Origin of the sequence: Glaciihabitans sp. INWT7 (assembly GCF_014217685.1) — a bacterium.
GTDB lineage: Bacteria > Actinomycetota > Actinomycetes > Actinomycetales > Microbacteriaceae > Lacisediminihabitans.
This window is the reverse complement of the sequence record NZ_CP043653.1, coordinates 1209061-1233459: the sequence shown is the minus strand read 5'-3', so window position 1 is coordinate 1233459 and position 24399 is coordinate 1209061. Positions and strand designations below refer to the sequence as shown.

19 protein-coding genes are annotated in these 24399 nt (G+C 68.2%); 8 read left to right on the top strand and 11 right to left on the bottom strand.

The features are described from left to right. Positions 1 to 21 precede the first annotated feature (21 nt). The gene (locus F1C58_RS06030) at positions 22 to 1473 is read right to left on the bottom strand and encodes an NAD(P)/FAD-dependent oxidoreductase (RefSeq protein ID WP_185203433.1); all 1452 of its coding nucleotides are present in this window, start codon (positions 1471 to 1473) and stop codon (positions 22 to 24) included. Between the two features lie 128 nt (positions 1474 to 1601). On the opposite strand from F1C58_RS06030, the gene F1C58_RS06025 reads away from it, so the two are divergent. Continuing rightward, positions 1602 to 2783 (top strand): MarP family serine protease, encoded by a 1182-nt coding sequence (locus F1C58_RS06025; RefSeq protein ID WP_185203431.1) that lies wholly within the window; start codon positions 1602 to 1604, stop codon positions 2781 to 2783. Between the two features lie 12 nt (positions 2784 to 2795). Here the strand turns inward: F1C58_RS06025 and F1C58_RS06020 are convergent, their stop codons facing one another. Next, positions 2796 to 3593 (bottom strand): dienelactone hydrolase family protein, encoded by a 798-nt coding sequence (locus tag F1C58_RS06020; RefSeq protein WP_185203429.1) that lies wholly within the window; start codon positions 3591 to 3593, stop codon positions 2796 to 2798. A gap of 76 nt (positions 3594 to 3669) precedes the next feature. Here F1C58_RS06020 and F1C58_RS06015 point away from each other — a divergent pair, with 76 nt between their 5' ends. After that, on the top strand, positions 3670 to 4449 hold the full coding sequence (locus F1C58_RS06015) for an SDR family oxidoreductase (protein ID WP_185203427.1): 780 nt from the start codon (positions 3670 to 3672) through the stop codon (positions 4447 to 4449). Positions 4450 to 4532: 83 nt separating this feature from the next. Here the strand turns inward: F1C58_RS06015 and F1C58_RS06010 are convergent, their stop codons facing one another. Further along, positions 4533 to 5567: a nuclease-related domain-containing protein gene (locus tag F1C58_RS06010; RefSeq protein WP_185203425.1), complete on the bottom strand. Its 1035-nt coding sequence runs from the start codon at positions 5565 to 5567 to the stop codon at positions 4533 to 4535. A 293-nt stretch (positions 5568 to 5860) separates the two neighbouring features. Here F1C58_RS06010 and F1C58_RS06005 point away from each other — a divergent pair, with 293 nt between their 5' ends. After that, the gene (locus tag F1C58_RS06005) at positions 5861 to 6793 is read left to right on the top strand and encodes a phosphotransferase (protein WP_185203423.1); all 933 of its coding nucleotides are present in this window, start codon (positions 5861 to 5863) and stop codon (positions 6791 to 6793) included. A gap of 9 nt (positions 6794 to 6802) precedes the next feature. Next, positions 6803 to 8125 carry an aspartate aminotransferase family protein gene (locus F1C58_RS06000; RefSeq protein ID WP_185203422.1) on the top strand — a complete coding sequence of 441 codons (1323 nt, stop codon included), beginning with the start codon at positions 6803 to 6805 and terminating at the stop codon, positions 8123 to 8125. 185 nt (positions 8126 to 8310) lie between these two features. Here F1C58_RS06000 and F1C58_RS05995 read toward each other — a convergent pair whose 3' ends face one another. Beyond that, entirely contained in the window at positions 8311 to 8961 is a 651-nt protein-coding gene (locus tag F1C58_RS05995; RefSeq protein ID WP_185203420.1) for an alpha/beta hydrolase, read from the bottom strand. 54 nt (positions 8962 to 9015) lie between these two features. After that, positions 9016 to 10176, bottom strand: coding sequence for an acyl-CoA dehydrogenase family protein (locus F1C58_RS05990; protein ID WP_185203418.1), 1161 nt, complete (start codon positions 10174 to 10176; stop codon positions 9016 to 9018). 40 nt (positions 10177 to 10216) lie between these two features. Between F1C58_RS05990 and F1C58_RS05985 the strand changes: the two genes are divergently transcribed. Beyond that, entirely contained in the window at positions 10217 to 11545 is a 1329-nt protein-coding gene (locus F1C58_RS05985; RefSeq protein ID WP_185203416.1) for an MFS transporter, read from the top strand. 61 nt (positions 11546 to 11606) lie between these two features. Here F1C58_RS05985 and F1C58_RS05980 read toward each other — a convergent pair whose 3' ends face one another. The 5 genes from F1C58_RS05980 to F1C58_RS05960 form a co-directional block, all read right to left on the bottom strand. Next, the gene (locus F1C58_RS05980; protein WP_185203413.1) at positions 11607 to 13871 is read right to left on the bottom strand and encodes a UvrD-helicase domain-containing protein; all 2265 of its coding nucleotides are present in this window, start codon (positions 13869 to 13871) and stop codon (positions 11607 to 11609) included. A gap of 81 nt (positions 13872 to 13952) precedes the next feature. Continuing rightward, positions 13953 to 15155, bottom strand: a complete 1203-nt coding sequence (locus F1C58_RS05975; RefSeq protein WP_185203412.1) for a PrsW family intramembrane metalloprotease — start codon at positions 15153 to 15155, stop codon at positions 13953 to 13955. Further along, the gene (locus F1C58_RS05970) at positions 15148 to 15540 is read right to left on the bottom strand and encodes a hypothetical protein (RefSeq protein ID WP_185203411.1); all 393 of its coding nucleotides are present in this window, start codon (positions 15538 to 15540) and stop codon (positions 15148 to 15150) included. Before F1C58_RS05970 ends, F1C58_RS05975 begins: the two co-directional genes overlap by 8 nt. Positions 15541 to 15634: 94 nt before the next feature. Next, the gene (locus tag F1C58_RS05965; RefSeq protein ID WP_185203410.1) at positions 15635 to 16996 is read right to left on the bottom strand and encodes an FAD-binding oxidoreductase; all 1362 of its coding nucleotides are present in this window, start codon (positions 16994 to 16996) and stop codon (positions 15635 to 15637) included. Continuing rightward, positions 16993 to 17916: a ribokinase gene (locus F1C58_RS05960; RefSeq protein WP_185203409.1), complete on the bottom strand. Its 924-nt coding sequence runs from the start codon at positions 17914 to 17916 to the stop codon at positions 16993 to 16995. The genes F1C58_RS05965 and F1C58_RS05960 overlap by 4 nt, the downstream gene beginning before the upstream one ends. Before the next feature lie 92 nt (positions 17917 to 18008). On the opposite strand from F1C58_RS05960, the gene F1C58_RS05955 reads away from it, so the two are divergent. Next, entirely contained in the window at positions 18009 to 19484 is a 1476-nt protein-coding gene (locus F1C58_RS05955; protein WP_255461289.1) for a DNA-3-methyladenine glycosylase 2 family protein, read from the top strand. 63 nt (positions 19485 to 19547) lie between these two features. Here F1C58_RS05955 and F1C58_RS05950 read toward each other — a convergent pair whose 3' ends face one another. Continuing rightward, positions 19548 to 21014, bottom strand: a complete 1467-nt coding sequence (locus F1C58_RS05950; RefSeq protein WP_185204012.1) for an aspartate ammonia-lyase — start codon at positions 21012 to 21014, stop codon at positions 19548 to 19550. Between the two features lie 427 nt (positions 21015 to 21441). On the opposite strand from F1C58_RS05950, the gene F1C58_RS05945 reads away from it, so the two are divergent. Next, positions 21442 to 22902 carry a DUF2510 domain-containing protein gene (locus F1C58_RS05945; RefSeq protein ID WP_185203408.1) on the top strand — a complete coding sequence of 487 codons (1461 nt, stop codon included), beginning with the start codon at positions 21442 to 21444 and terminating at the stop codon, positions 22900 to 22902. Positions 22903 to 23022: 120 nt separating this feature from the next. Next, on the top strand, positions 23023 to 24372 hold the full coding sequence (locus F1C58_RS05940; protein ID WP_185203407.1) for a DUF2510 domain-containing protein: 1350 nt from the start codon (positions 23023 to 23025) through the stop codon (positions 24370 to 24372). Positions 24373 to 24399: the final 27 nt, after the last annotated feature.

Genomic DNA, 24399 nt, shown 5'->3' with positions numbered 1-24399 from the left:
TCTTCGATCCGGGCCGCCGGCTCAGGCCAGTCCGAGGTACGGACGGCGGGTGACGCCGAACTCGTCCCGGAGTGCCGTCATCGCGGCGTAGTAGCCACCGAGGCCGTGCACGGCGGGGCCGGGAGGGGTGGACGAGGAGCACAGGTAGATGCCACGCGCCGCAGTGCGCCAGGGGGTCGGCGACAGCACCGGACGAGCGAGCAGTTGCGCGATGGTCACGTCTCCACCGGCGATGTCCCCGCCGATGTAGTTGGGGTTGTGTCGCTCGACCTCGAGGGCGGTGCGGCTCGACGAGGCGATGATCGTGTCGCGGAATCCCGGCGCATAGCGCTCGATCTTCGACATGATCGCCTCGGACCGGTCCTCGGTCGACCCACGGGGAACGTGCGTGTAGGTCCACAGCACATGGGTGCCCTTCGGCGCGCGCGAGGGATCGAAGGGTGTCGGCTGGGACACGAGCACGTAGGGGTCTGCCGGATGACGACCGGCGGCGACATCCGCCTCTGAGATCTCCACCTCCTCGCGGGTGCCACCGACATGGAGGGTCGCCGCCTCGGCCAACCGCGGATCCGTCCACGGCACGGGCGCGGAGAGCGCGAAGTCCACCTTGGCGACCGCGTTGCCGTAACGGAAGCGCTCGAGCGCGCGACGGTACCTCGCGGGAAGACGGTCGCCCGCGATGCGCGCCAGGGCCCGCGGGGTGAGGTCGAACAACACTACTTTCGCCTTCGGAAGCTCGGCGAGAGAGGTCACCTCGGTGTGCGTGACGATCTCTCCCCCGTGAGCGAGCAGGTCGGCCGCGAGGGCGTTGACGATCGACTGGCTTCCCCCGATCGGGATCGGCCAGCCGCGCGCGTGCCCGGCGGTGGCGAGTACCAGGCCGGCGGCCGCCGTCGCGAGGCTCGGGACCGGTCGGATCGCATGCGCGTTCACACCCGTGAGCATCGCCGGCGCGAGATCCTCGCGAAACCGCACATCCCAACCGCGGGTGCCCTGCTCGAGGATCCGCAGGCCGAGTATCGCGAGAGTGAGTGGATGACGAGGCAGCTGCAGTACCTGGGAGCCCGCGAACTGGGCCACCTCGTCCGCCCGCTCCACCAGCGGTCGGAGCAGGCTCTTCCAGGCGGCACCATCGACGCCGAGGCCGTCCGCGGTGCGGTCGAGATCGCGCCAGGCGATGCCGGAGCGGCCGTTGTCGAGGGGATTCGCGTAGGAGATCTCGGGGATCACGAAATCGACCCGCTTGTCGAGCTCGAAGGCGCGGAAGAATGCGGACGAGAGCGCCTGCGGATGGACCGCCGAGCAGACGTCGTGAAGCACCCCCGGAAGAGTCAGCTCCTCGGTGCGCGCTCCTCCGCCGATGGTGCTCTCCCGTTCGTAGACCCGAACGGAGAGTCCGGCGCGGGCCAGCACAACGGCAGCGGCGAGACCGTTGGGTCCCGCTCCGACGACGATCGCATCACAGTCATCCATTCCCCCACCCTGTCACAATCGACGGGTTCGCCCTCAGCACTCGACAGCGGCGGCGAAGGGTGTACAGGCTGCCGTGGCACACTGGGCGGTGCCCGGGCAGACGACGCGGGAGGTGAAGGGACGGCGGCATGACCGGCTCCGTGGTGCTCGACCTGCTGCTGGTGCTGCTTCTCATCGCCTACGCGGTCTTCGGATTCCGCCGCGGGTTCATCCTGAGCCTCGGCAGCTTCGCCGGAATCATCGCCGGAGCCGTCGCCTCCTTCTTTGCGATACCCCTCGTGACCGGATGGGTCACCGCCCCGCAGTTTCGACTACCGGCGGTCCTTGTCGCGGTCGTCGCGCTCATCGCGCTCGGTCAGGCCGCCGGATCCGCGCTCGGTGCCGGCATCCGCCGCCGGGTCCACAAGACTCCGCTCCGGGCCATCGACCGGGTCTTCGGTGCGGCGATCACTCTCGTCGGCGCGGCCCTCGTCGTCTCCATGCTCGCGTTCGGGATCGGGTCGCTCGGGGTGCCTGTCGTCTCGCAGGCGATCGGCTCATCGACCGTCGTATCCGCGATCGACCGCGTCACCCCCGATCCGGTGAAAGCTCTCGAGGCGAAGGTACGATCGGTCTTCGCCCTCGACGGGCTGCCCCGGCTGTTCGAGGCGCTCGGAACGGGAACACCGCTGGCGGTGCCCGCCTCCGGGGAGACCGCCGCGCAACGAGTTGCTGCGCGATCCGTCGTCAAAATCACCGGCAACGCCTATCAGTGCGGGCAGAACCAGTCCGGAAGCGGATTCGTCTCCTCCACCGGGCGGGTCGTCACCAACGCCCACGTCGTCGCGGGCGTCACCGAGCCGGTGGTTCTCACCCCTGCCGGGGGAACCTACACGGGCCGGGTCGTCTATTTCGACCCGGTGCAGGACCTGGCGGTCATCGCGGTGAACGGTCTCCCGACCCCTCCGCTGCCTCTCGGTGCCGACCTGAAGACCGGCGCCACCGCGGTGTTCGACGGCTATCCGCTCGGTGGACCTTTCCTTTCCAGCCCGGCGGCGGTGCAGAACGTCGCCACCATCGAATCGCCCGACATCTATGGCTCCAACCCGAGCCCCCGCGAGGTCTACTACCTCGCCGCCGACGTGCAGGAAGGCAATTCCGGAGGACCGGTGCTCGATGCCGCGGGAAGCGTCACCGGGGTGATCTTCGCCCGCTCTGCGACAACCAGCCATCTCGGATTCGCGATGACGACGAACAAGTTGGCCCCGGTGGTCGCTCAGGCGCAGGGCCTGAGCGCCGCCGTGTCCTCTGGAACCTGCACGCGCGGTTAGGTCGCGAGGCGGTCAGCCGGCCAGTGCCCCGTTCAGGAATGCGAGGGTGCGCTGCCAGGAATCCGCCGCGGCATCCGCTCGATACATGAAGGCGTTCGTGTCGTTGAAGAACGCGTGCCCGGCGTCTTCGTAGACGTGTGAGGTGAAATCGATGCCCGCTGCCTGCATCGCCGCCGTGACCTCGGGGAGCGAATCGATGAGGTTCGTGTCGGTGCGCCCGTAGAACGCGAGCACCGGGCCTGCGATGTGAGCGACGGTTTCGATCTGCGGCGGAGCGCCGTAGAACGGCACCGCAGCGCGGATGCGACTGTCCGCTGCAGCGAGCGCGAAGCTATAGCTGCCGCCGAAGCAGAACCCGGTGACCGCGATACGGCCCTCGATGCCCGGCTGCTGCTCGAGATAATCCACAGACTCGCCGAGGGCGGCCAGCGCCCAGGCGCCGAACTCCGGAGCGTTCATACCGGCGAAAGCAGCGCGCAGTCGGGGTTGGCCCTCGGAGCGCACCTTATCGTCGGTGCTCTTCATGATCGCGTTGAGCTCGAGGCCGACCTGCGCTTCGATGCCGATCGACGACATGAGGTCCGGTGCGATCACGAGATAGCCCTCGGCCGCGAAGCGGTCCGCGATGCCGGTGATGTGCTCGACGAGCCCCCAGACCTCATGGATGACCACTAGGGCTCCCTTGGGAGCACCCTCGGGATGCGTGACGTAGGCGGAGAACTCGGTGGCGGTGACTCCCCGCTCGCCAGCGGCGGCCTGGGCCGTGACGGTCGCGGCGGGGATGGGCAGGGTGATGGTTTCGGAATTCATGCTGTGATCTTGCCACCCCCGATCGAGAGTCTTCTGCTCGCCGGCCGCACGCCATCGCAGCAGCTAGCGTTGATGGATGCCCACACCGCACCCGCCCACCGCTCGCGCACTCATCACCGGGGCGACGGCCGGAATCGGCGCCGAGTTCGCCCGGCAGCTCGCAGCCCGCGGGCATGACCTCGTGCTCGTCGCCCGCGACGCGGCCCGCCTGCAGGAGCGTGCCGTCGAACTGCGCGCGGCCCACGGGATATCCGTCGAGGTATTGCCGGCAGATCTGGTGGATCGCGTCGGACTGGCCAGCGTAGAAGCCCGCCTCACGGCATCCGGCGCCGATCGCGTCACGATGCTGGTCAATAACGCGGGCTTCGGTCTGCTGAAGCCCTTCGACGAGAACCCCGCGGACGATGAACAGCGACTCCTCGACCTGCTGGTGACCGCACCGATGCGCCTGTCCCACGCCGCGCTGGGCCAGATGCTCGCATCGGGATCGGGCACGATCGTGAACATCGCCAGCGTGGCCGGCTACACGCCGCGCGGCACCTACGGCGCGTCGAAGGCGTGGATCCTGAGCTTCAGCCGCTGGGCCAACCTCACCTACCGGCGCCGCGGGGTGAACGTCACCGCGGTCGCCCCCGGGTTCGTGCACACCGAGTTCCACGACCGCATGAACGTGGCGAAGGACGGGGTGCCGGCATTCCTCTGGCTCGACGCTCCGACGCTCGTGCGACTGGCGCTGCGGGATGTCGCTCGCGGCAAGGCGGTGTCGATCCCGACCATCCGCTACAAGCTCGTGGTGCTGCTCTCGGGCCTGCTACCGAAGCGGATCGTGGCCGCGGGGGCGCTCAGGGGACGTTGAGTCGGCTCCGGGTTCCGCGCTTGCAGGAGACGCGGATGTCACGGAATCGCTGAGCAACATGGCGCGGCAGGACCGGCGTGGATCTACCTCCCGAGCGCGCTCGTCAACTCGAGCGCCGTCAGGCCGCCGAGGTTGAGGATCACCGCGCCATAGCTCACGACCACGCCGAGACCCGTCCAGAGCAGCCGTCGAAAGCGCGCCGACGAGACACGAAGGCGAAGCCTCTCGAACTCGGCTCTCCGCTCGTGAGTGTCAGCCCCGGAGTCGAGACGCTCGAGCGAACCACTCGGCCAGCTGGAGGCCGCCACCGCGACCGCCACTATCTCTTCGACGACTGTGGGAGAGAGCATTCGTGGCAGACCCGTGAGCCACGCGGCGAAAGAACGCGCGGTCACCACCTGGATGCGGCCGGGCCGCTGGCGCACCTCCAGCGTCGCGGGCGCATCGACCACGACACAGGGGGTCACGACGATCTCGAGCGCGATGCCGGCAGCGGCGAGCGCGCTTCCCAGCAATAGAGTCACCGCGCGCCCGGTCTCATCGGCCCTGGCGAGGTGATCGAGCCGTTCGCCATCCGCGATGAACGTGCGCTCACCGACCCAAAGCGCCTGTCCCGCGTGACTCTCGACCGAAAGGGTGAAGATCCCGGCCGGGCCGATGACCAGGTGGTCGATCCCCCGGTGCTCCGCCGAGCGGTCATCGTCCTGCCGCTCCCCGGCTAGCGGAACGGAATGCAACACCGTCCACTCGCTCCCGAGGGCCGAGAGGGACTCGGTCACGGCCAGTTCGGCCAGCGCGCCACTATAACTGCGTCGCGCCTCTCGAGCGATGGGGTGCACTCCGAAGAGGCGGGAGTGAAAAGACTGCGGGGGTTCGTCGGCCTGGAAGGAGAGGCACTCCCGAAGGGCGGACAGTGGCGGCATCCGCTGCAACGGCGCCACCGGATGCCCGGCAGGCGTCGACTCGCCGCCCGGCGCGGGCCGCAGCGACGGGATGGACCCTTCGTCCCCTGTGATTACGATGCCGTGCTCCAACTGTAGATATCGGGTCGACCGCCGGGAGCGGATCGCGCGCGGCACTCGCGTCGAGCCCGCGGGGTGCTCGGAGCGGGGTGCCACTGAGTCGAGGCTAACGACGAGCCGGGCCAGCCGAACTCCCCAGAAGGGGTCATCCCCGAACGGGACACGGAGCACCGCGATTCATCCCCGACCGGGGCCCCCGTCGGGCAGACTCTGCTCATGCCCGATCACGATCGCACGACGCCGCTGGTCGCGCGGCTCTCGGCCGGGCTGGCCCGCCCATTCGAACGCAGCACTGAGGAACGGGTCGTCGAACTCGCCCGGCGCCGGTACGGGATCACACCCACCCGAGTGCGCCGTCTGGCGACCGAGCGAGATGAGACGTTCCGACTGTGGGTGGCAGAGGACCCGAACGGTTTCGTGCTGAAGATCGCGCCTCCCGGCGACGACCCGACCGAGCTCGACCTCCCGTCCGCGGCCATCTCCCATGCCGGGAGGCGCGACCCCACGCTCCCCCTCCAGCGCTTCATCGCGCCGGTGCCCGGTACGACCCGCTCGACGCGACTCCGCTCGATGCGCCTCCGTTCGACGCGCCTCCGCTCGACGCGACTCCGCTCGATGGTCGCGCGACACGGTTGATCCGGTATCTCCCCGGTCGGTTGCTGAGCGACACCGCGACATCCACGGCACAGTGGGCAGCAGTGGGACGGATGCTGGCTCGCGTCGCCCTCGCGCTCGCCGAGTTCGACCATCCGGCGGCCAGTCGCTGGCTGGCCTGGGATCTCGCCCACCTCGACCAGCTGGCGGAACTGGTGCCGATGCTGCCGCACGACGACCAACGCTCCGCGGTTGGCCGCCTGCTCGCCGACCTCGCGGCGAACACGCTTCCGACCCTTCGGCTCACGCCACGCCAGGCGGTGCACAACGACTTCCACGGGGGCAACCTCATCGTCGACCCGGGCGCGGGCGGCTTCGTCACCGGCATCCTGGATTTCGGCGATGTGGTGCGCACCCACCGCTCTGCCGATCTGGCCATTGCGATGTCCTATGCGATTCCCCCCTCGGCGCGAGATGGCGATCCCTGGACCGCGGCCATCGCTCTCGCGGCGGGATATCGCGACCTGATAGCACTGCCCGCTCACGAGGTCGCGCTGCTGCCGCAGCTCGTGCGCGGTCGTCTCGCCCAGCGACTGCTGCTGGGGTCGTGGATGTCGGCGACCCGATCCGAGAACGCGGCCTACACGGCACGGAATCTCGACGCGACCTGGCGACAATTCCTGCGTCTGAGCGACTCTCCCCCGCCCCACGGCGCGCTCGGCCACTAGGGTCGGACCATGCCTGGTCCGAGCACCTACTTCAGCAATGACCGTCTCGATGAACTCAGCGAACCGACTCGCCTGATGGTGGAGCAGCGCAACCGCAGCCTGGGGGCGGCCTACCGGCTGTTCTACGACGACCCGGTCGAGATCGTGCGCGGCCTCGGAACGAAACTCTGGGATGCCGCGGGCACCGAGTATCTCGACGTGTACAACAATGTGCCTTCCGTGGGTCATTCACATCCGCGCGTGGTCGACGCCGTCGCGGCCCAGGCCGCTCTCGTCAACACGAACACCCGCTACCTCGATCGCCACCTCGTCGAGTATTCCGAAGAGCTGCTCGGCACCTTTCCCCGGGCGCTCGCCAACGTGCTCTACACCTGCACCGGATCGGAGGCGAACGACCTTGCACTGCGGATCGCCAAGACCGTGACCGGTAAGCGGGGCGTGATCGTCACCCGCAACGCCTACCACGGAGTCACTTCCGAGACGGCGCTGATCTCACCGTCGCTCGGGGGCGAGGAGAGCATCGCCTCCTGGGTTCGCCTGGTCGACCCGCCCACCGGCGACGGATCGACGTTCGCCGATGCCGTCACCGCCGCGGCCGCAGAGCTCGCGGCTTCCGAGCACGGCTTCGCCGCCCTGGTCGCGGATTCGATCTTCGCCTCGGACGGCGTGCAACCGGGCAGTGCACCCTTCCTCGGCCGGGTCAGCGACATCGTGCACGATGCGGACGGGCTCTACATCGCCGATGAGGTGCAATCCGGATTCGGTCGCCTCGGGCACCACCTGTGGGGTTTCGCCCGTCACGATTCGGCCCTCGGTGCCGTCGTTCCCGATCTGGTGACCGTGGGAAAGCCGATGGGAAACGGCATGCCGATCGGTGCCGTCATCGCCCGGCGCGAGCTGGTGGACGAGTTCGCCACCCGCGGACGGTATTTCTCCACCTTCGGCGGAACACCGGTATCCATCGCCGCCGCCCGGGCGGTGCTCGACATCCTCCGCGAGGACGGACTCATCGAGAATGCGCGGGTGGTGGGCGACTACCTCACCGCCGGCCTCGGGATGCTCGCCGGCTTCCACGACTCCATCGGAGCCGTTCGGGGGTCCGGCCTCTTCCTCGGCGTCGATCTCGTTCGCGAGGGGGCGCCCGATGAGAACAGCACCCTGGTGGTGGTCAACGAGCTCCGCCGTCACGGTGTGTTGATCGGGGCATCCGGCGCGACTCGCAACACGCTCAAAGTGCGACCTCCGCTGTGCTTCAGCATCGCGGACGCCGACCGTTTTCTCACGGAGCTGGACAGCGCTTTGCGAGTGGCGCGTCCTGCGCGGTCGATCTGAGGAGCCGGGCGAGCACAGCCCAGATTTCAAACGGGGGTATTGCGCTCACGCCCCCGACGGGAGTATCCTGTTATCAGAACAACCCGTCGCCCGGAAGAGCCGCACCAAGTGCCGCACCGGGCGACGAGTCTGTGGGCAGCCGAATGCGCGAGTCGCTGCAGCTACGACGTCGCTGCAGCTGCAACTCAGGCGGTGGAAGCCCTCAGGAACTCGTTCACATCGGTCAGTTCTTCGCGGGAGATCGAATGTCCGATCCCGTCATAGTGCCGCCGGGTCAGAGTCGAATGGGATGGCAGCCACTGCGCGGTCCGGGCGATCGCACCGGCAGGGATCACGGGATCCGCCGGGTCGCTTCCCCAGAACACCGGCGGCCGTTGCGTCTCGAGTGCCCCATCGGCGGGCGCGTCACCCGCGATGGCGAATCCGGCGAGATTCACGATTGCCGCGAATCGTCGGGGGTCGTGTCTCAGAGCGTGGATTGCCATGGCCCCGCCCTGGGAGAAGCCCAGCAGCGAGACGGATGTCGCAACCGGCACCGAATCGAGCCAGGCCAGAAGCGCGGCGACCGCCGAGTCCGCGGCGGCGATGCTCGGCAGCCCGGGCTCCCCCACGGAAAACCACGAATAGGAGCCCGGCGCGAGCTCGAGCGGCGCGCGGAGGGCCGCGATCACGAATTGCGGCGGCAGCAGCGGCGCCAGAGCGACGAGATCCTGTTCGTGCGAACCGCGGCCGTGCATCAGCACCAGCAGCGGACGTGTCGCGAGCTCGGCGGCACGCGACGACTCGGGAACAGACCAGACGATCACGGAGGGGTCCAGGGCGAGCGAAGACGTCATGAACTCAGGGTAGGCGACGCCAGTTCGCGGTGCAGGCGGTAATTGTCGCTGCGCTCAGTCGTCGATCGGGCCGAGCAGTGCGGTCGCCACCGTGGAGTGAACCGAGTCTTCGTTGCTCGGGTGGAACCCTCCCGCGAGCACGTCCCGGTACAGCCGGGAGAGTTCGCTGGTCGCCGAGAACGCGGCGCCGCCCGCGACGGCGACGGCTTGGTCGACCACATAGCGGGCCGACCGGGTCGTACGGGACTTGAGCCCGACGAGGTCTTGGAACCACCGCGCGCCGCGATCCACGCCATCGTCGAGGTCGGAGGCCAGCGCGTCGAGCTGCGGGAGCAGCGCGTCTTGCGCGAGAGCGGCATCCGCGATCTTCCATCTCACGTTCGGATCCTGGTGCCGACCGAGCCCGGTGCGTCGTGACCCTCTGGTTCGCGCGGATTCGACCGCGAGCTCGAGAGCGCGCTCGCCGATTCCCACGTAGACGGCGGAGATGAGGATCTCGAAGTTGGCGAAGATCGCGAAGATCAGGGCGTCCCGACTCGGACCCGGATCGAGACGTCGGAAGACGCGGTCGGAGGTCGCGGCCACCGAATCGAGGTGGGTGGTGTTGCTCTGGCTCGCGCGCATTCCCAGGGTGTTCCAGTCCTGGGCGATGGTGATGCCCGGGGCCTCCCGGGTGACCACCGCGTGCACCAGTTTCGGGGCATCCGTCGAGACCGTGTCGAGTCCGAAGAGACCGAGGCGGGTCCACGCCGGTGAGAGGCTGGTGAAGATCTTGGTGCCGGTGAACGCGTAGCCGCCGTCGGGCAGCGGGCGGGCATCCGTCGTGCTGTCGAACAAGACGAGATCGTTGCCCGCTTCGCTGATCGCAAAGGCGTAGATCTCGCCCGCCGCGGCATCCCGCAGCACGAAGTCCAGGCTGTCATCCCCGCGATCGTGAAGAGTCTTCGCGACACCCGTCCAGACCAGGTGCATGTTCACGGCGAGCGCCGTGGCCGGAGCGGCCTTCGCCAGCCTGACCTGCTCGTGGGCCACCTGCTGCAGGCTCAGGCCTCGACCACCGAGATCGCGGGGAACCAGCGACCGAAGATAGCCAGCCTCGGCGAGTTCGGTGAGGTCCTCGGTGAAGAAGGAATTGTCCCGGTCGTACCCGGGTGCCCGCTCGTGGATGCGGGCGAGGAGCTCGTCGGTGAGCACGGAATCGGTCGGAAGCGTCACCCGTCAAGCATCCCACCGCCGCCGGGTGAGAATGGTGTGAGTGAGTACTGAACCCGAGGCCCCCACCGAGCACGTCACGAGACGCTCGCACCTCATCGACCTATCCCCGCTGCGGGAGAGCGCAGCCTTCCGAAAGCTCTGGGCTGGCAACGCGATCTCGGGTATCGGCAGCCAGATGACCATCGTCGCCGTCGGCCTGCACATCTACCAGCTGACCCAGTCCACCTTCGCCGTCTCGCTGGTCGGTGCGTTCGCCCTTGTTCCCATGATCTTCGCGGGACTCTATGGCGGCATGCTCGCCGACGCCTTCGATCGTCGGCTCATCCTGCTGCTCGCCGCGATCGTCGCGTGGGGGTCGACCATCGCCCTGGCCCTTATCGCCTGGACTGGCGTGGAGATCGTCTGGCCGTTCTACCTGCTCACCACCCTCAACGCCGTCGCCGCGACCGTGATGAACACCGTGCGCTCTGCCGTGTTGCCCCGCCTCCTTCCCGCACGGCTGATGCCCGCGGCATCCGCTCTCACCGGGATGAGCATCGGAGTGATGGTGACGCTCGGTCCGGCTCTCGCGGGAGTGCTCGTGGCGACTGTCGGGTTCGGATGGACCTACACCACCGATGTCGTGCTGTTTCTCAGCGCTTTCGCCGGTATCGTCTCGTTGCCGAAACTCGCTCCGGAGGGTGCGGTGCAACGCCCGGGACTGGAATCCCTGAAATACGGCATCGACTTTCTGCGGTCGGCCCCGAACATCCGGATGACGTTCATCGTCGACATCATCGCGATGACCTTCGGGCAACCCCGCGTGCTGTTCCCGGCGGTCGGCGCGCTCGTGCTGGGCGGCGGAGCGGTGACGGTGGGTGTGCTCACGGCCGCTGGCGCGGTCGGCGCCCTGCTCTGCAGCCTCCTCTCCGGGCGCATCGGCGGGGCGCGCTGGCACGGTCGCGCCATCCGCACCTCGATCGTCGTCTACGGCGCTTTCATCGTGGGATTCGGAGCGGTGCTGCTCGCCATGTCCCTCGGCAGCTTCGGGCCGGTCTCGCCGACGCGGGCGAATCTGGCGGCCATCGCCATCGCGAGCGTGATGCTCGCCGGGGCCGGCGCCGCCGACAATGTGAGCAGCATCTTCCGCCAGACGATGCTGCAGGTCGCCGTGCCGGACAACATGCGGGGGCGACTGCAGGGGGTCTTCACGGTCGTCGTCACGGGAGGGCCACGCGTCGGCGATATCTACGTCGGCATCATCGCCGCCATCGGAGCGGTCTGGCTCCCACCGCTCCTCGGCGGGGCCGTGATCATCGTGCTCATCGTGTTTCTCACGCGGATCCAGCGGAGCTTCCTGCGGTACGACGCGCTGGCGCCGTCTGCCTGAGTGCTCGCTTCGGGGGCAGGGTCTCGATGCGCTCGCACCTCGACCCCGACGGAGTCCGGCGCTATTCGAACGGCAGGTCGATGCCGGCCGGCAGCTCCCCCTCGGCGACCAGCGTGAGTCGCTGGGTCGCTCGGGTCATCGCCACGTAGAGCGCTCCTGCCCCGCGCTCTGACGCCGCGAGGATCGCGGCGGGATCCACGACGACCACGGAGTCGAATTCGAGCCCCTTCGCCTCCTGCGGGGTGATCACGGCGATATCGCGGACCAATCCGATCGAACCGAGCCCCACCGCATCGCCGAACTCGGCCGTGAGGCGATCCGTCAGCTCGCGGATGCCCGACTCGAGCACGATCACGGCGAGGGTGCCGCCGGTCCCGTCCGCGGCGCGATCGATGCGCACCGCCTCCACGGCGTCGGCGACGACGGTGATCGGCCATTCACTCGAGCGCACTGCGCGCGACTCGGTCACGTGCAGACCGTTGGCGATCGCCATCGATTCCGCGGCAGCGGCGATCTGGCTCGGCGTTCGGTAGTTGACCGTCAGTTCTTCGAGCCGCCACCGGTCGGACTCCGGAGAGTCCGCGAGCAGGGGTTCGAGCGCATCCTTCCAGTTGGATGCCGCGGCGGCCGATGCGGCCTGGGCGATGTCGCCCACGATGGTGAACGAGCGCTGGGGACCCCTTCTCAGCAGCAACCGCCACTGCATCGGCGACAACTCCTGGGCTTCATCCACCACCACATGACCGTAGGTCCAGCTGCGGTCCGCGGCGGCGCGCTCGGCCGTGGTCGCCCGATCCCCGAGCTCGGCGAAGTTGTCGGCGAGGGACTTGGCGTTGACGAGTCCTCCCACCTGCATGTTCTCGATCGCGTGTTCCGCGTTCTCGATGTCGCGCTTGCGTTGCTGTTTGGCCTCGCGCTTCTGGGCGGCGTCGGCCACGCTGTACTCGCCCAGGTGTTCCGCCGCCTCGTCGAGCAGCGGAATATCCGCGATCGTGAACTCGGCATCCCGATCGCGGTGGAGCAGCGCCCGCTCGGAGTCGCTCCATCCCGGGGTCAGTTCGGCGAGCCACTGCGGCCGGGCGTAGAGGTCCTGCAGGAATTTCTGCGGGGTCAAGGGCAACCAGGCGGTGTTCAGTGCGACACGCACGTCTTCGGCCGATCTCAGGTCTTCTCGCAGCATCGGCAGGTCGGTGTCATCCATGGAGTTGCCGGCGTCCTGCAGCTGGGTGAGCCACTGGCGGGAGAGAGCACCGAGCGCGTTCTTCACGAAGACGACCCGGGCCTCGTTGTGGGACTTGTTGCTCTCGCGGGCTCGTCCGATCGCGCTGGCGATGAGACGGGGATCCAGGGTCACCCGATCGCCGTTCACATCGAGATCCTGCGGGGCGGATGGCACGCGCTGGCGTGAGCGCACCGCGCGCGCGATCAACCCGGCCATTGCCGCCCGGCCCTTGATTGCGGCGGTGGCGGGGGCGTCCTCCCGTGTCGCCTCCACATCGGGGTAGAGCTGCCCGACACTCGCGAGCACCACGCCGGTCTCGCCGAGCGAGGGAAGCACCGCCTCGATGTACTGCAGAAACGATCGGGAGGGGCCCACGATGAGCACTCCGGAATTGCGCAGCCGATCGCGATGCGAATAGAGCAGGTAGGCGGCGCGGTGAAGGGCGACCGCCGTCTTACCGGTGCCCGGACCGCCCTGCACCACGAGCACTCCCTTGAGTTCGGAGCGGATGATGCGGTCCTGTTCGCCCTGGATCGTGGCGACGATGTCAGACATGCGCCCGGTGCGCTGGGCGGTGAGCGCGGCGAGGAGGGCCCCCTCGCCCTGCAGCTCGGTGTTCGCGCTCTCGAGCAGCTCGGAGTCGAAGATCTCATCTTCGATCCGGATGATGTTGCGCCCCTTGGAGAGGAGGTGCCGGCGGGCTCTAGCACCGAGCGGCGTCGCGGCGGTGGCCTGGTAGAACGCACTCGCCTGCGGCACCCGCCAGTCGAGCAAGAGGGGTTGGAGGTCTTCGTCGCGCAGACCGATGCGGCCGATGTAGCGGAACACCGAGCCATCGGTGCCGTCGTCCGCTCCCCCGGCGGCCTCGGGTTCGAACTCGAGGCGACCGAAGGCCAGACGCTCGTCTACCTCACGGAGTTGCAGGATGCGGTCTTCGTAGATGCGCGCGAAAGTGTCTCGCTCGGACCGCCCCTGGTGATTGCCGCCGACGTCCAAAAGACGCACCGCGTCGAGCTGCTGCTCCGCCTCCCGCTGGAGCGCGTCGAGACGCGCATACAGGCTGGCTACATACTGCTGCTCATGCTGGAGTTCACGGTCGACCACTGGCAATTCCCCTCGAACGCCGCGCTGAAATGCGGCAGTCAAGTTTACGCGTTCGCGCGCGGGCAACTTACCGTTGCGGTGCTACTGCAGCGGCGGAAGGGCGGCCAGTGCGCGCCGGTCTTGCCCGATCGCTTCGAGGAGCGCCGCCTCGTCGAGGCTCGCTCCGATGCCCTCGCGACCATTGACCAGCCGCTCCCTCGCGAAGGCCAGCCGGGTGGCGTCCCGCACGAAACGGCGGTACGGGCGACCGAGCCCCTGGCGAGTCGCCCAGGTGATCGCGCGCTGCCGCCCGGCCCCAGTTGTCAGCAGGTTGACTTCGGATTCGGTGAACCAACCGACTGCCGCGTACTCGGAGAGACGCACATGAGTGAGCCGCTGTTCGTGACGACGCAGTCGAGTGATGCCGGCGATCGCCAGAACGAACAGTGGCACCTGCACGACGAAGTAGTAGCGGAACCAGTCGGTGGCCCAATAGCTCGCGCTGTTCCAAAACGCATGGAGCAGCACCGCAGGCACGAGTCCGAGCAGGAAGTAACCGATCGCCCCGAGACGACCGGTGCGCCGGGCGGCCAGACCGAGCAGCACCCCCGTGCACGCGGTGAACATCACGTGAGCGAACGGCGAGAGGATGGCGCGAAGCAGGAAGGTCTGGGCGACGTCGGTGCCCAGTCCGCCGTCCTGGTTGATCGCCAGACCGAAATACTGCAGGTTCTCGGTGAAAGCGAAACCGATGGCGATGGTCGCCGCATAGACGACCCCGTCCACCGGCCCGTCGAAGGTGCGGCGCATCACCCACAGGATCAACAGGATGCCGAGCCCCTTGGCGAATTCCTCGATGACGGGAGCCTGCACGACCGTCTCGAAGAAGGTGGCGACTCCGGATCCGGTGAGGCCGGCGAGTGACTCGTAGTGCTGGGTGACGCCGGAGAAGACGAGGGCGATCAGCACTGACGCGCCGGCGCCCCACAGCAGCGCGAACAGCAGCGCCCCCCGCGGTTCCGGCTCCCAACGGTCGATCCAGTGGATGAAGAACAGCACGCCGACGAGCGGGATCGCCGCGAGCACCAGGGCCACGAGCAGGGCCGTCGGGCCGAGCACGGCAAGCAGGTACCACGCCACGAGCAGCATGACGAGCGTGAGCACCGCGAAACCCAGAGCCGCGAGCGCGATGATGCTCCCCTTCCGGCGCACCGGCGTGGTGACGGCGCGGTCACCTTCCTGCGCGACGACCGGGTCGGCGTTCCTCGCGATCGACGGCGCCGCTTCGAAGACGGGATCAGTCATCGGCGGCAACACGCCCGACGGTGTTGACGAGGTTGATCGCCACGACGCGGGCGGCGAACGAGAGGAGGGCGAGGCGGCGCTGCGGGGTGAATGCCGCTTCCAGCCGGGCATAGAACGCATCAGGGATGTCGCGCGGGCTCTGCACGATGAGCCGCCCCCAGTCGATGATCAGCTGCTCGGTCTCCGTGACCTGAGGATGATCCGGGTCATCCCCGGCGGCCGTGAGGATGTCGCGGAAATAGCGCGTCGTCACGGCCGAGCCGTACTCGTGCGAGACGGCATAGGAGAAGAGCGTGGCAGCACGCTCCCCGATCCACGGTGCGATCTCGTCGCGGAGGGCGTGCCAACCGAGGTCGTCGGCGCGGGTGAGAGGAAGGAAATCCATGCGCACAGCCTAGAAGACAGCGGGCGACACCGCCGGGAGGGTCGGCCCACGCCGACTCGGAAGACCTCGGCCCCGAGCAGCCGAGTAGCCGAGTTCAGTAGACCTTGCCCGGGTTCATCAGGCCCTGGGGATCGAAGACGGCCTTCACCTGCTGCTGCAGCTCGAACTGGTCGTCTCCGAGCTCGTCGCGCAACCAGGCGCGTTTGAGCAGCCCGACCCCATGCTCGCCGGTGAGGGTGCCCCCAAGACGGATCGCCGCGGCGAAGAGCTCTCCCGCGGCCGCCCAGATGACCTCCGGCACCGATCCGTCGGCGGCGGGTTCGTAGACGAAATTGGGATGCAGGTTGCCATCGCCGGCATGGGCGACGGTCGGGATGCTGATTCCGAACCGTTCGCCGATGACCGCGATCTCGGCGAAGATCTGGGGCAGCGCGCTACGCGGCACCGCGACATCCTCGATCAGCACGGTGCCCTGGGCTTCGAGGGCGGGATGGAAGGCGCGTCGGATCGCGAAGAGCTCCTCCCCCTCGGCCGGGTCGCTCGTGAGCTCGGCGTCCCCTCCCCCGCGACGGATGATCTCGAGTGCGTCCGCGGCCTCGGCGGCACTGCCCGCGCCATCCGTCTGCAGGATGAGGAAGGTATTGCCCCGCTCTGACAGGTGCACGCCGAGATGCGCGTCGATGGCACGGAGGGCGGCGGCATCCATCAACTCGAGAGCGGCGGGGCGGATGCCGGAGGCGGTGATCGCGGCGCACGCTGCTGCGGCAGTAACGACATCCCCGAACCACGCCCCGATCGTCGCGACCGGTGCTGTCGGCAGCGGCCGCAGCCGGACGGTCGCCTCGACGATCACGCCGAGGGTTCCCTCCGAACCGATCATCAGCGCGGTGAGATCGAGGCCCGTGACCCCCTTGACGCTGCGGTGTCCGAGGCTCAAAAGCCGCCCATCCGCGAGCACCACCTTGAGGGCGAGCACGGATTCGCGCGTCACGCCGTACTTGGCGCAGAGCAGGCCGCCGGCGTTTGTTGCGATGTTTCCGCCGACCGTGGAGATGGCGCGGCTCGCCGGATCGGGGGTGAACCAGAGCCCGTGGCTCGCGAGCGCGGCGTTCAGGTCGCCGTTGAGGATGCCGGGCTGCACCACGGCCAGTTCGTCGGCGACCGACACCTCGAGGATGCGGTTCATCGAGAGCGTCGAGAGCACGACTTCGCCAGCGCTCGCGATCGCCCCGCCGGCCAGACCGGTGCCCGCTCCCCGCGGCACGACCGCGACGCCGAATCGGGAGGCGAGACGCAGCGTTGACTGCACGTCGTCGATCGAGCGCGCCGTGACCAGGGCGAGCGGCGTGCTTCGGGAGTCGTGGCCCGACTTGTCGGCGGTGAGCGAACCCAGCACCGCGGCATCCGTCGACACCGCGTCACCGAGCTCCGCGCGGAGTTCGTCGAGGAAGGTCATGTTGCACTCGCATTCAACGCATCGTCGACCTGCGCCCTCATCGGCACGGAAGGTACTGCGCCAATAGTCTGCACCGAGAGTGCGGCGGCCGCGGTGGCGAAGCGTGCTGCCGCCTCGAAGGGCTGCCCCTCCGCGATCGCAGCGGCGAATGCACCGCAGAAGGTATCGCCCGCGCCGGTCGCGTCCACCGAGGTGACCCGGGGGGCGGCGATCCGAGCGACCTCGGCACCGTGCTGGTAGAGCGCCGACCCTGCCGAACCGAGGGTGACGATGAGCCGGGGCACGCGGGCGGCAAGCCGACGGGACGCCTCAGCAAGATCATCCGAGCCCCCGACGATACGGGCCTCGTACTCGTTGACGATGAGCACATCGAGGCAACCGAACACCGCCTCGGAGAGGCCGTGGGCGGGCGCGGCGTTGAGCATCACCACGCAGCCGAGGTCGCGGGCAGTCGCCGCCGCCTCGGTGACGACGGAGAAGGGGAGCTCCAGCTGCATGAGCAACACGTCGGTTCTCGACAGCAACTCGATGTCCTGGGGCTCGAGCGTGGTGACACTCGCATTGGCGCCGGAGGCCACGATGATCGTGTTCTCGCCGGACTGATCCACAACGATGAAGGCCTGACCGGTCGGCGCGCTCTGCCGCCGCACCCGGGCACTGTCGATCGCCGCCTCCGCCATCGTGGCCGCGAGCAGCTCGCCCGCGTCATCGCTGCCGAGTGCTCCGATGAAGCTCGTGGATGCCCCGGACCGTGCGGCGGCCACCGCCTGATTGAGTCCCTTGCCCCCCGGGTAACGCTCGGACGATGCGGCCAGCAGGGTCTCCCCCGGGGAGGGAATGCGATCGACACCGAACACGATGTCGAGATTCGCGCTGCCGAGGATCGTGACGTCACTGCGGGCGATCGTCGATTCGTTCATGAAGCCATGCCGCTCATCTGGCCAGCGTAGACGTTACGGGCGATGTCCGATTTCCGCTAGCCGAGGTCGGTGGCCGATGGGAGGGTTGTGGAGTGATCATCGAGACCCCCGCCCGTGTGACCAGCTCCGATCCCCAGTTCGCCGAACGGTATCGCGCCATGTCGTCTCGGGATGTCCGCTTCGACGGGCAGTTCATCACCGGGGTGCACTCCACGGGAATCTACTGCCGACCCAGCTGCCCGGCGACGATGCCCAAACCATCCAACGTCAGCTTCTATCGCACGGCCGCCGCGGCCCACGAGGCGGGTCTCCGGGCGTGCAAACGATGCCTCCCCGACGCCGTTCCCGGCTCCCCCGAGTGGAACATCCGGGATGACGTCGCCTCTCGCGCCATGCGGCTCATCGCCGATGGGGCGGTCGAGCGGGAGGGCGTTCCTGGACTGGCTCGGCGGCTCGGTTACACCCCTCGCCATCTCGGTCGTGTGCTCGTCACCGAGCTCGGTGCGGGGCCGCTCGCCCTCGCCCGGGCGCATCGCGCCCAGACCGCCCGCACCCTCCTCGTGAGCTCCGACCTGCCCATCGCCGACGTGGCTTTCGCGGCCGGCTTCTCGAGCATCCGCCAGTTCAATGAGACGGTGCAGGCCGTCTATGAGCTCACGCCGACCGCGCTGCGGCTCGGTGCGCCCCGGGCCTCGGCTCGGGCACGGGCCACCGATGAGACGGCAACCCAGATCTCGCTGCGCCTGCCTGCCCGGGCTCCGTTCGACGGTGCGGGACTTCTGGCCTTCTTCGACGCTCACGCGATCTCCGGCATCGAGACGGCGGATGCGCACTCCTTCACCCGCGCCGTTCGACTGCCGCGCGGCGTCGCCCACCTCGAGCTGCGTCTCGACGGCACCGACGCGGTGCAGTGCACGGCGCGGATCGAGAACATCGCCGATCTGTCGACCCTGGTCTCCCGGGTTCGACGCCTGCTCGACCTGGATGCCGATTCGGCCGCGATCGACGAGGCGCTCTCCGCCGACCCCGCTTTCGCGCCTCTGGTGCGCGCACGTCCGGGGCTGCGACTTCCCGGCAGTCTCGACACCGACGAGACGCTGTTCCGCACCATGATCGGGCAGCAGATCTCCGTCGCTTCCGCTCGCACGGTGTTGGGACGGCTCTCCCGGGAGCTCTCTGCGACTCCCGAACTTTTTCCGACCGCCCTCGAGATCGCCGAACACGGTGCCGAATTCCTGCGGGGCCCGGCGACGAGGGTCGCGAGCATCCTCTGCGCGGCGCGGGCCATCGCTGAGGGCTCGCTGCGGCTCGATCTCGGGATGCCGGCCGACGAGTTCACCGCCCGTCTCACCGCGCTACCGGGGATCGGTCCGTGGACGGCCGGATACCTCGCCATGCGCGTGCTCGGCAACCCGGATGTGCTGCTGTCGAGCGATCTCGTGATGCTCGCGAGTGCCGCGCGCCTCGGCCTGCCTGCCACGGCGCGGACGCTCGCCGCGCACGGCGCGCGGTGGGCGCCGTGGCGCAGCTACGCGGGAATGCACCTCTGGGGGGCCGCGGGGCGCTGATGGCTGTCGGGAGGAGGCGGGTCTCGATACGCGCCCCAGCGGGCGCTACTCGACCAGCGGGCGCTACTCGGTGTCGGTCTCCACATGGGGCACCACGCTGATCACGCCGGTCATCGGCACGAGGCCGCTGAGGCGCCCCGGCGAGAGCACATGGGCCACCTGCTCCGCGGACATCAGGCCGGCCGAGACCACGAGGTCGGCGATCGACGCGTTCGTCGTGAGCGCGGTGTGCGCGAGGGAGGCGGATGCCGCGTAGCCGATGTAGGGAGTGAGCGCGGTCACCACCCCCACCGAGGACTCCACCTGCGCAGCAAGCCGAGAGATGTTGGCGCTGATGCCATCGACGCAGTTCACCCGCAGCGTGTAGCAGGCGTTGGTCATCCAGGCGAGGGACTGCAGGATGCTGTGGGCGATCACCGGTTCGAAGGCATTGAGCTGCAACTGGCCGCCTTCCGCGGCAGCGGTGACTGTGGCATCCGCTCCGATCACGCTGAAGGCGACCTGGTTCACCACCTCCGGAATCACCGGGTTCACCTTGCCGGGCATAATCGACGAGCCTGCCTGCCGAGGCGGCAGGTTGATCTCGCCGAGCCCGGCCTGCGGCCCACTGGAGAGCAGCCGGAGGTCGTTGCAGATCTTCGACAGCTTCACGGCGGCGCGCTTGAGCGTGCCGCTCAGCGTCATGAAGATGCCGGCGTCCGAGGTGGCCTCGATCAGGTCGGCCGCGGTCTCCATCGGGATTCCGGTGATCTCCACCAGGTGACGGCAGACCGCTTCCGCGTAGCGCGGATCGGCGGTGATGCCGGTGCCGATGGCGGTAGCACCCATGTTGATCTCATTGAGCCACGGGATGATCTCGCCGAGACGGTCGTAGTCTTCCGCGAGGGTGTGGGCGAAGCCGCTGAACTCCTGGCCGAGCGTCATCGGCACGGCGTCCTGCATCTGGGTGCGTCCCACCTTCAGCACGTCTGCGAACTCGACCCCCTTGCGGGCGAAGGACTGAGTGAGCAGGCGGTGCTCTTCGAGTAGTCGCTGCACCCCGAAGACCATCGCGAGTTTGATCGCGGTCGGATACACGTCGTTCGTCGACTGGCTTCGGTTCACATCGTCGATCGGGTGGAAGTGCGAGTAGTCGCCGAATTCATGGCCGAGGATCTCGAGGCCGCGGTTGGCGATCACCTCATTGGTGTTCATGTTCGTTGAGGTGCCGGCACCGCCCTGGATCACCCCGACGGCGAACTCGTCGTGGAGCGCACCGCCGACGATCTCCTCGCAGACGCGCTCGATCAGGTCGGCCTTCTCGGCATCCAGCACGCCCAGTTCCTTGTTGGCACGTGCCGCCGCCTGCTTCACCCGGGCGAGGGCGCGGATCAGGTCGCGGTAGACCGAGATGGGCCGACGAGTGATGGGGAAGTTCTCGAGCGCCCGGGCGGTGTGGATGCCCCAATAGGCATCTGCCGGGATCTCCATGCTGCCGAGGGAATCGCTTTCGATCCGCGTGCGGATACGTGACCCGGGCGGCCCGTCCATACCCGGGATGGCTGGCAGATCGGCGACGGAATCGTCTCGCCTCGTCTTCTCCGCGCCCTGTTCGACGAACTGATCGCTCAACACATTCCCTGCATTCACAGTGGCTCCATTGCCTCGTGGCTGTTCACCGCGTCGTTGTCCGATGCGGTCCGCGGTCCAGCACCGTGCTAGATGTCGCGCCGGCGGATCGTTTGTGGCAATACCGCCGAGAAGAGCTTAGCGATTCGCGACAGGCGGGATCGGTGGCTCGACCCGGAGGATGGCGTCGACTGCGCCCCCAACTGGGGCCAGCAGACGATCAGAAACCCCCGGTCAGATGCTGTTCCGGGCGATAGGTTTAGCACACCCGAATGTTTAGCGTTACCCCGGAGAGCCCGCACTGGGCATCCATTGATCCCAGGTAAATGAGCCGACTGCAGGAGGGCAGATGTTCGAGGACGACGTGACAGTGCCGGCCGGCTGGTACCCGGACCCCATGGGTCTGCCCCAGCTCCGCTGGTGGAACAATCACGCCTGGACCGAACTCACCACAGAGGCCCGCCCGCCACTGGTGGTGCAGACGGCGACCCGCCTCGCCTATGCGGATGACGAGCTGCCTACCCGTCGCCAGCAGCGGGAGCAACGCGAACGCGATGAGGAATACGCCACCCTCGCCACCGACGAAGGCGATGCGAGGGATGCTGCGGCCGCCCACTCCCCGCTCAACGTGACCCTGCGGGAGATCGATCCCCCGGCATCCGCCGACGCCGAGCTCGATGACGATGTCGATGATGACGATGAGACGGATGGTGACGCCGGTTCCGGACCGACGGGCTCCGATCGCACAGAGCACGCTCACACCGAAGACGATCACACGGAAGACGATCACACCGAAGACGAGGACGACGCTGTCGACCCGGGCGATCGCGCTTCCTCCTCTCATCCGACTCCCTCTGCGCACACTCGACCGGCTGCCGGGCGTCAGACCGCACCGCTGGAGAACGTCGACACCATCGACTACGACTCGATTGACTACGACTCGGTCAGCTACGACTCGGGTAGTTTCGACTCGGGCAACGTCGACTCGGTCGATGGCTCCCCGCTCGCATTCACTGCCCGGCCTTCCGCAGCCGGCGTTTCCGAGTCCTTCGAAGCGTTGTTCCAGCCTCGTTCCGCGGAACCCGTGCGCGACGATCCCGCCGCACAGAGGGAGCGGGCGACGCCAGACTCGCGATCGGACGGGGACCGGGAGGCGTACTCCGATGCCTTCGGTCGTCGTGGTTCTGCGTCGCGGTTGCCGATCTACACCGCGCCGGTCTGGATCATCGCCCTCGTGCCCCTGCTCCTGCTCGTCTTCAGCCTGCTGCTGCTCCTCGGCTTCGGCTCCAGCCTCAACATGTGGGTCACCCCCGCGATCTGGGGCATCTCCTACCTCGCCGTCGTCATCCTCGCCATCACCGACCGCGCCGCCCTCGGACGCGCCGGATACGAACACCGCGCCAGCTGGGCCTGGGCACTGCTCACCGCCCCCGTCTACCTCCTCGCCCGCTCCATGAGCCTCTCCAAAGTCGGCCCCCTCGGATTCGCCCCCGTGCTCGTCTGGGCCGCCCTCGGCATCCTCCAAATCGGATCCGTCCTCGTCGTACCCGGCCTCATCATCTCCGCCCTCCCCAACGTCTTCGCCACCCAAGCCGAACAATCCATCGCCTCCGACGCCTCCATCATCGGCGTCGACCTCGCGGTGAAATGCTCGCCCTCGCTTCCGGTGCTCGTGGGTCAGACCTTCGATTGCGCGGCGACCAGCGGCAAGGATCACTACGACCTCACCGTGGTGCTGCAGCGCACCAACGGGTGGATCGACTGGCACGTCAGCGACTGGGGCTACCTGCATGGAGCGCCGACCACCTGAGCTTCAGCGTGGGGATAGAGCGCACTCTGTCGACCGCGCGTTCATCGAGAAAAATCCGCGGGATGCCCCGAAGACCGAATTCCCACTAATCTGGCCATAAAGGCGACTGCGAGAGGGCAGATGTTCGAGGACGACGTGACTGTGCCGGCCGGCTGGTACCCGGACCCCATGGGTCTGCCCCAGCTCCGCTGGTGGAACAATCACGCCTGGACCGAACTCACCACCGAAGCCCGCCCACCGCTGGTGATGCAGGTTCCCACCCGTCTGGCCTACGCCGACGAGGAGCTGCCCACCCGTCGGCAACAACGAGAACAGCGGGAACGCGACGAGCAACAGTCCGCTCTCGAGACAGACGAAGGCGAATCGCGGGATGCCACGGATCGCCGGGCGCCCGCCAGCGTGACCCTGCGGGAGATCGATGCCCCGGTCTCCGCCAGGACAGTCGAGGAACCCCCCGCGGTGAGCACCGTGGACAACAGCACGGTGGAGAACAGCACCGTGGAGAACACCGTGACCGTGGACTCCCTCGCGGACGCGTCCCCCCTCCCGTCAGCCGCAGAGCCGTCCTCCGCAGAACCGACCTCCGAGCCCGCGACCGCCCCGACCGCCAAGGCCCCGCTGCACGACCCGGTAGATGATGAACCGGCCGATGATGAACCGGTCGACGATTGGGCTCACGACGTCACGGGTGCCCGAGAGGTGTTCGTGCCCCGCACCGCGTTCGGCACGACAGAGGGCTCGGTCTTCGGAACGCCGGTGACCGCCGAGAGCGCTGCGGAAGACCGCATCAGACTCGACGACGGGGCCTACCGGCGCGAGGCTCGCTACAGCGATGATCGTCGTGGTTCTGCGTCGCGGTTGCCGATCTACACCGCGCCGGTGTGGATCATCGCCCTCGTGCCCCTGCTCCTGCTCGTCTTCAGCCTGCTGCTGCTCCTCGGCTTCGGCTCCAGCCTCAACATGTGGGTCACCCCCGCGATCTGGGGCATCTCCTACCTCGCCGTCGTCATCCTCGCCATCACCGACCGCGCCGCCCTCGGACGCGCCGGATACGAACACCGCGCCAGCTGGGCCTGGGCACTGCTCACCGCCCCCGTCTACCTCCTCGCCCGCTCCATGAGCCTCTCCAAAGTCGGCCCCCTCGGATTCGCCCCCGTGCTCGTCTGGGCCGCCCTCGGCATCCTCCAAATCGGATCCGTCCTCGTCGTACCCGGCCTCATCATCTCCGCCCTCCCCAACGTCTTCGCCACCCAAGCCGAACAATCCATCGCCTCCGACGCCTCCATCATCGGCGCGGACATCACAGTGGACTGCGCGAAGAACCTGCCGGTGATCATCGGCCAGACCTTCACCTGCTCGGCGACGAATGCGAAGAACGATCCGTTCACCATCGCGGTCTCGCTGCAGCGCACCAACGGGTGGATCGACTGGCACGTGGAGGACTGGGGCATCTACACGCTCTCGCGCTGACCCGCTCTCGCGCTGACCCGCCGGGGT

Bases quoted from the DNA above. Each gene is read 5' to 3' on its own strand.
- F1C58_RS06030 (WP_185203433.1), bottom strand. From the start codon at position 1,473: ATGGATGACTGTGATGCGATCGTCGTCGGAGCGGGACCCAACGGTCTC.
- F1C58_RS06025 (WP_185203431.1), top strand. From the start codon at position 1,602: ATGACCGGCTCCGTGGTGCTCGACCTGCTGCTGGTGCTGCTTCTCATC.
- F1C58_RS06020 (WP_185203429.1), bottom strand. From the start codon at position 3,593: ATGAATTCCGAAACCATCACCCTGCCCATCCCCGCCGCGACCGTCACG.
- F1C58_RS06015 (WP_185203427.1), top strand. From the start codon at position 3,670: ATGCCCACACCGCACCCGCCCACCGCTCGCGCACTCATCACCGGGGCG.
- F1C58_RS06000 (WP_185203422.1), top strand. From the start codon at position 6,803: ATGCCTGGTCCGAGCACCTACTTCAGCAATGACCGTCTCGATGAACTC.
- F1C58_RS05995 (WP_185203420.1), bottom strand. From the start codon at position 8,961: ATGACGTCTTCGCTCGCCCTGGACCCCTCCGTGATCGTCTGGTCTGTT.
- F1C58_RS05975 (WP_185203412.1), bottom strand. From the start codon at position 15,155: ATGACTGATCCCGTCTTCGAAGCGGCGCCGTCGATCGCGAGGAACGCC.
- F1C58_RS05970 (WP_185203411.1), bottom strand. From the start codon at position 15,540: ATGGATTTCCTTCCTCTCACCCGCGCCGACGACCTCGGTTGGCACGCC.
- F1C58_RS05965 (WP_185203410.1), bottom strand. From the start codon at position 16,996: ATGACCTTCCTCGACGAACTCCGCGCGGAGCTCGGTGACGCGGTGTCG.
- F1C58_RS05960 (WP_185203409.1), bottom strand. From the start codon at position 17,916: ATGAACGAATCGACGATCGCCCGCAGTGACGTCACGATCCTCGGCAGC.
- F1C58_RS05950 (WP_185204012.1), bottom strand. From the start codon at position 21,014: ATGGACGGGCCGCCCGGGTCACGTATCCGCACGCGGATCGAAAGCGAT.
- F1C58_RS05945 (WP_185203408.1), top strand. From the start codon at position 21,442: ATGTTCGAGGACGACGTGACAGTGCCGGCCGGCTGGTACCCGGACCCC.
- F1C58_RS05940 (WP_185203407.1), top strand. From the start codon at position 23,023: ATGTTCGAGGACGACGTGACTGTGCCGGCCGGCTGGTACCCGGACCCC.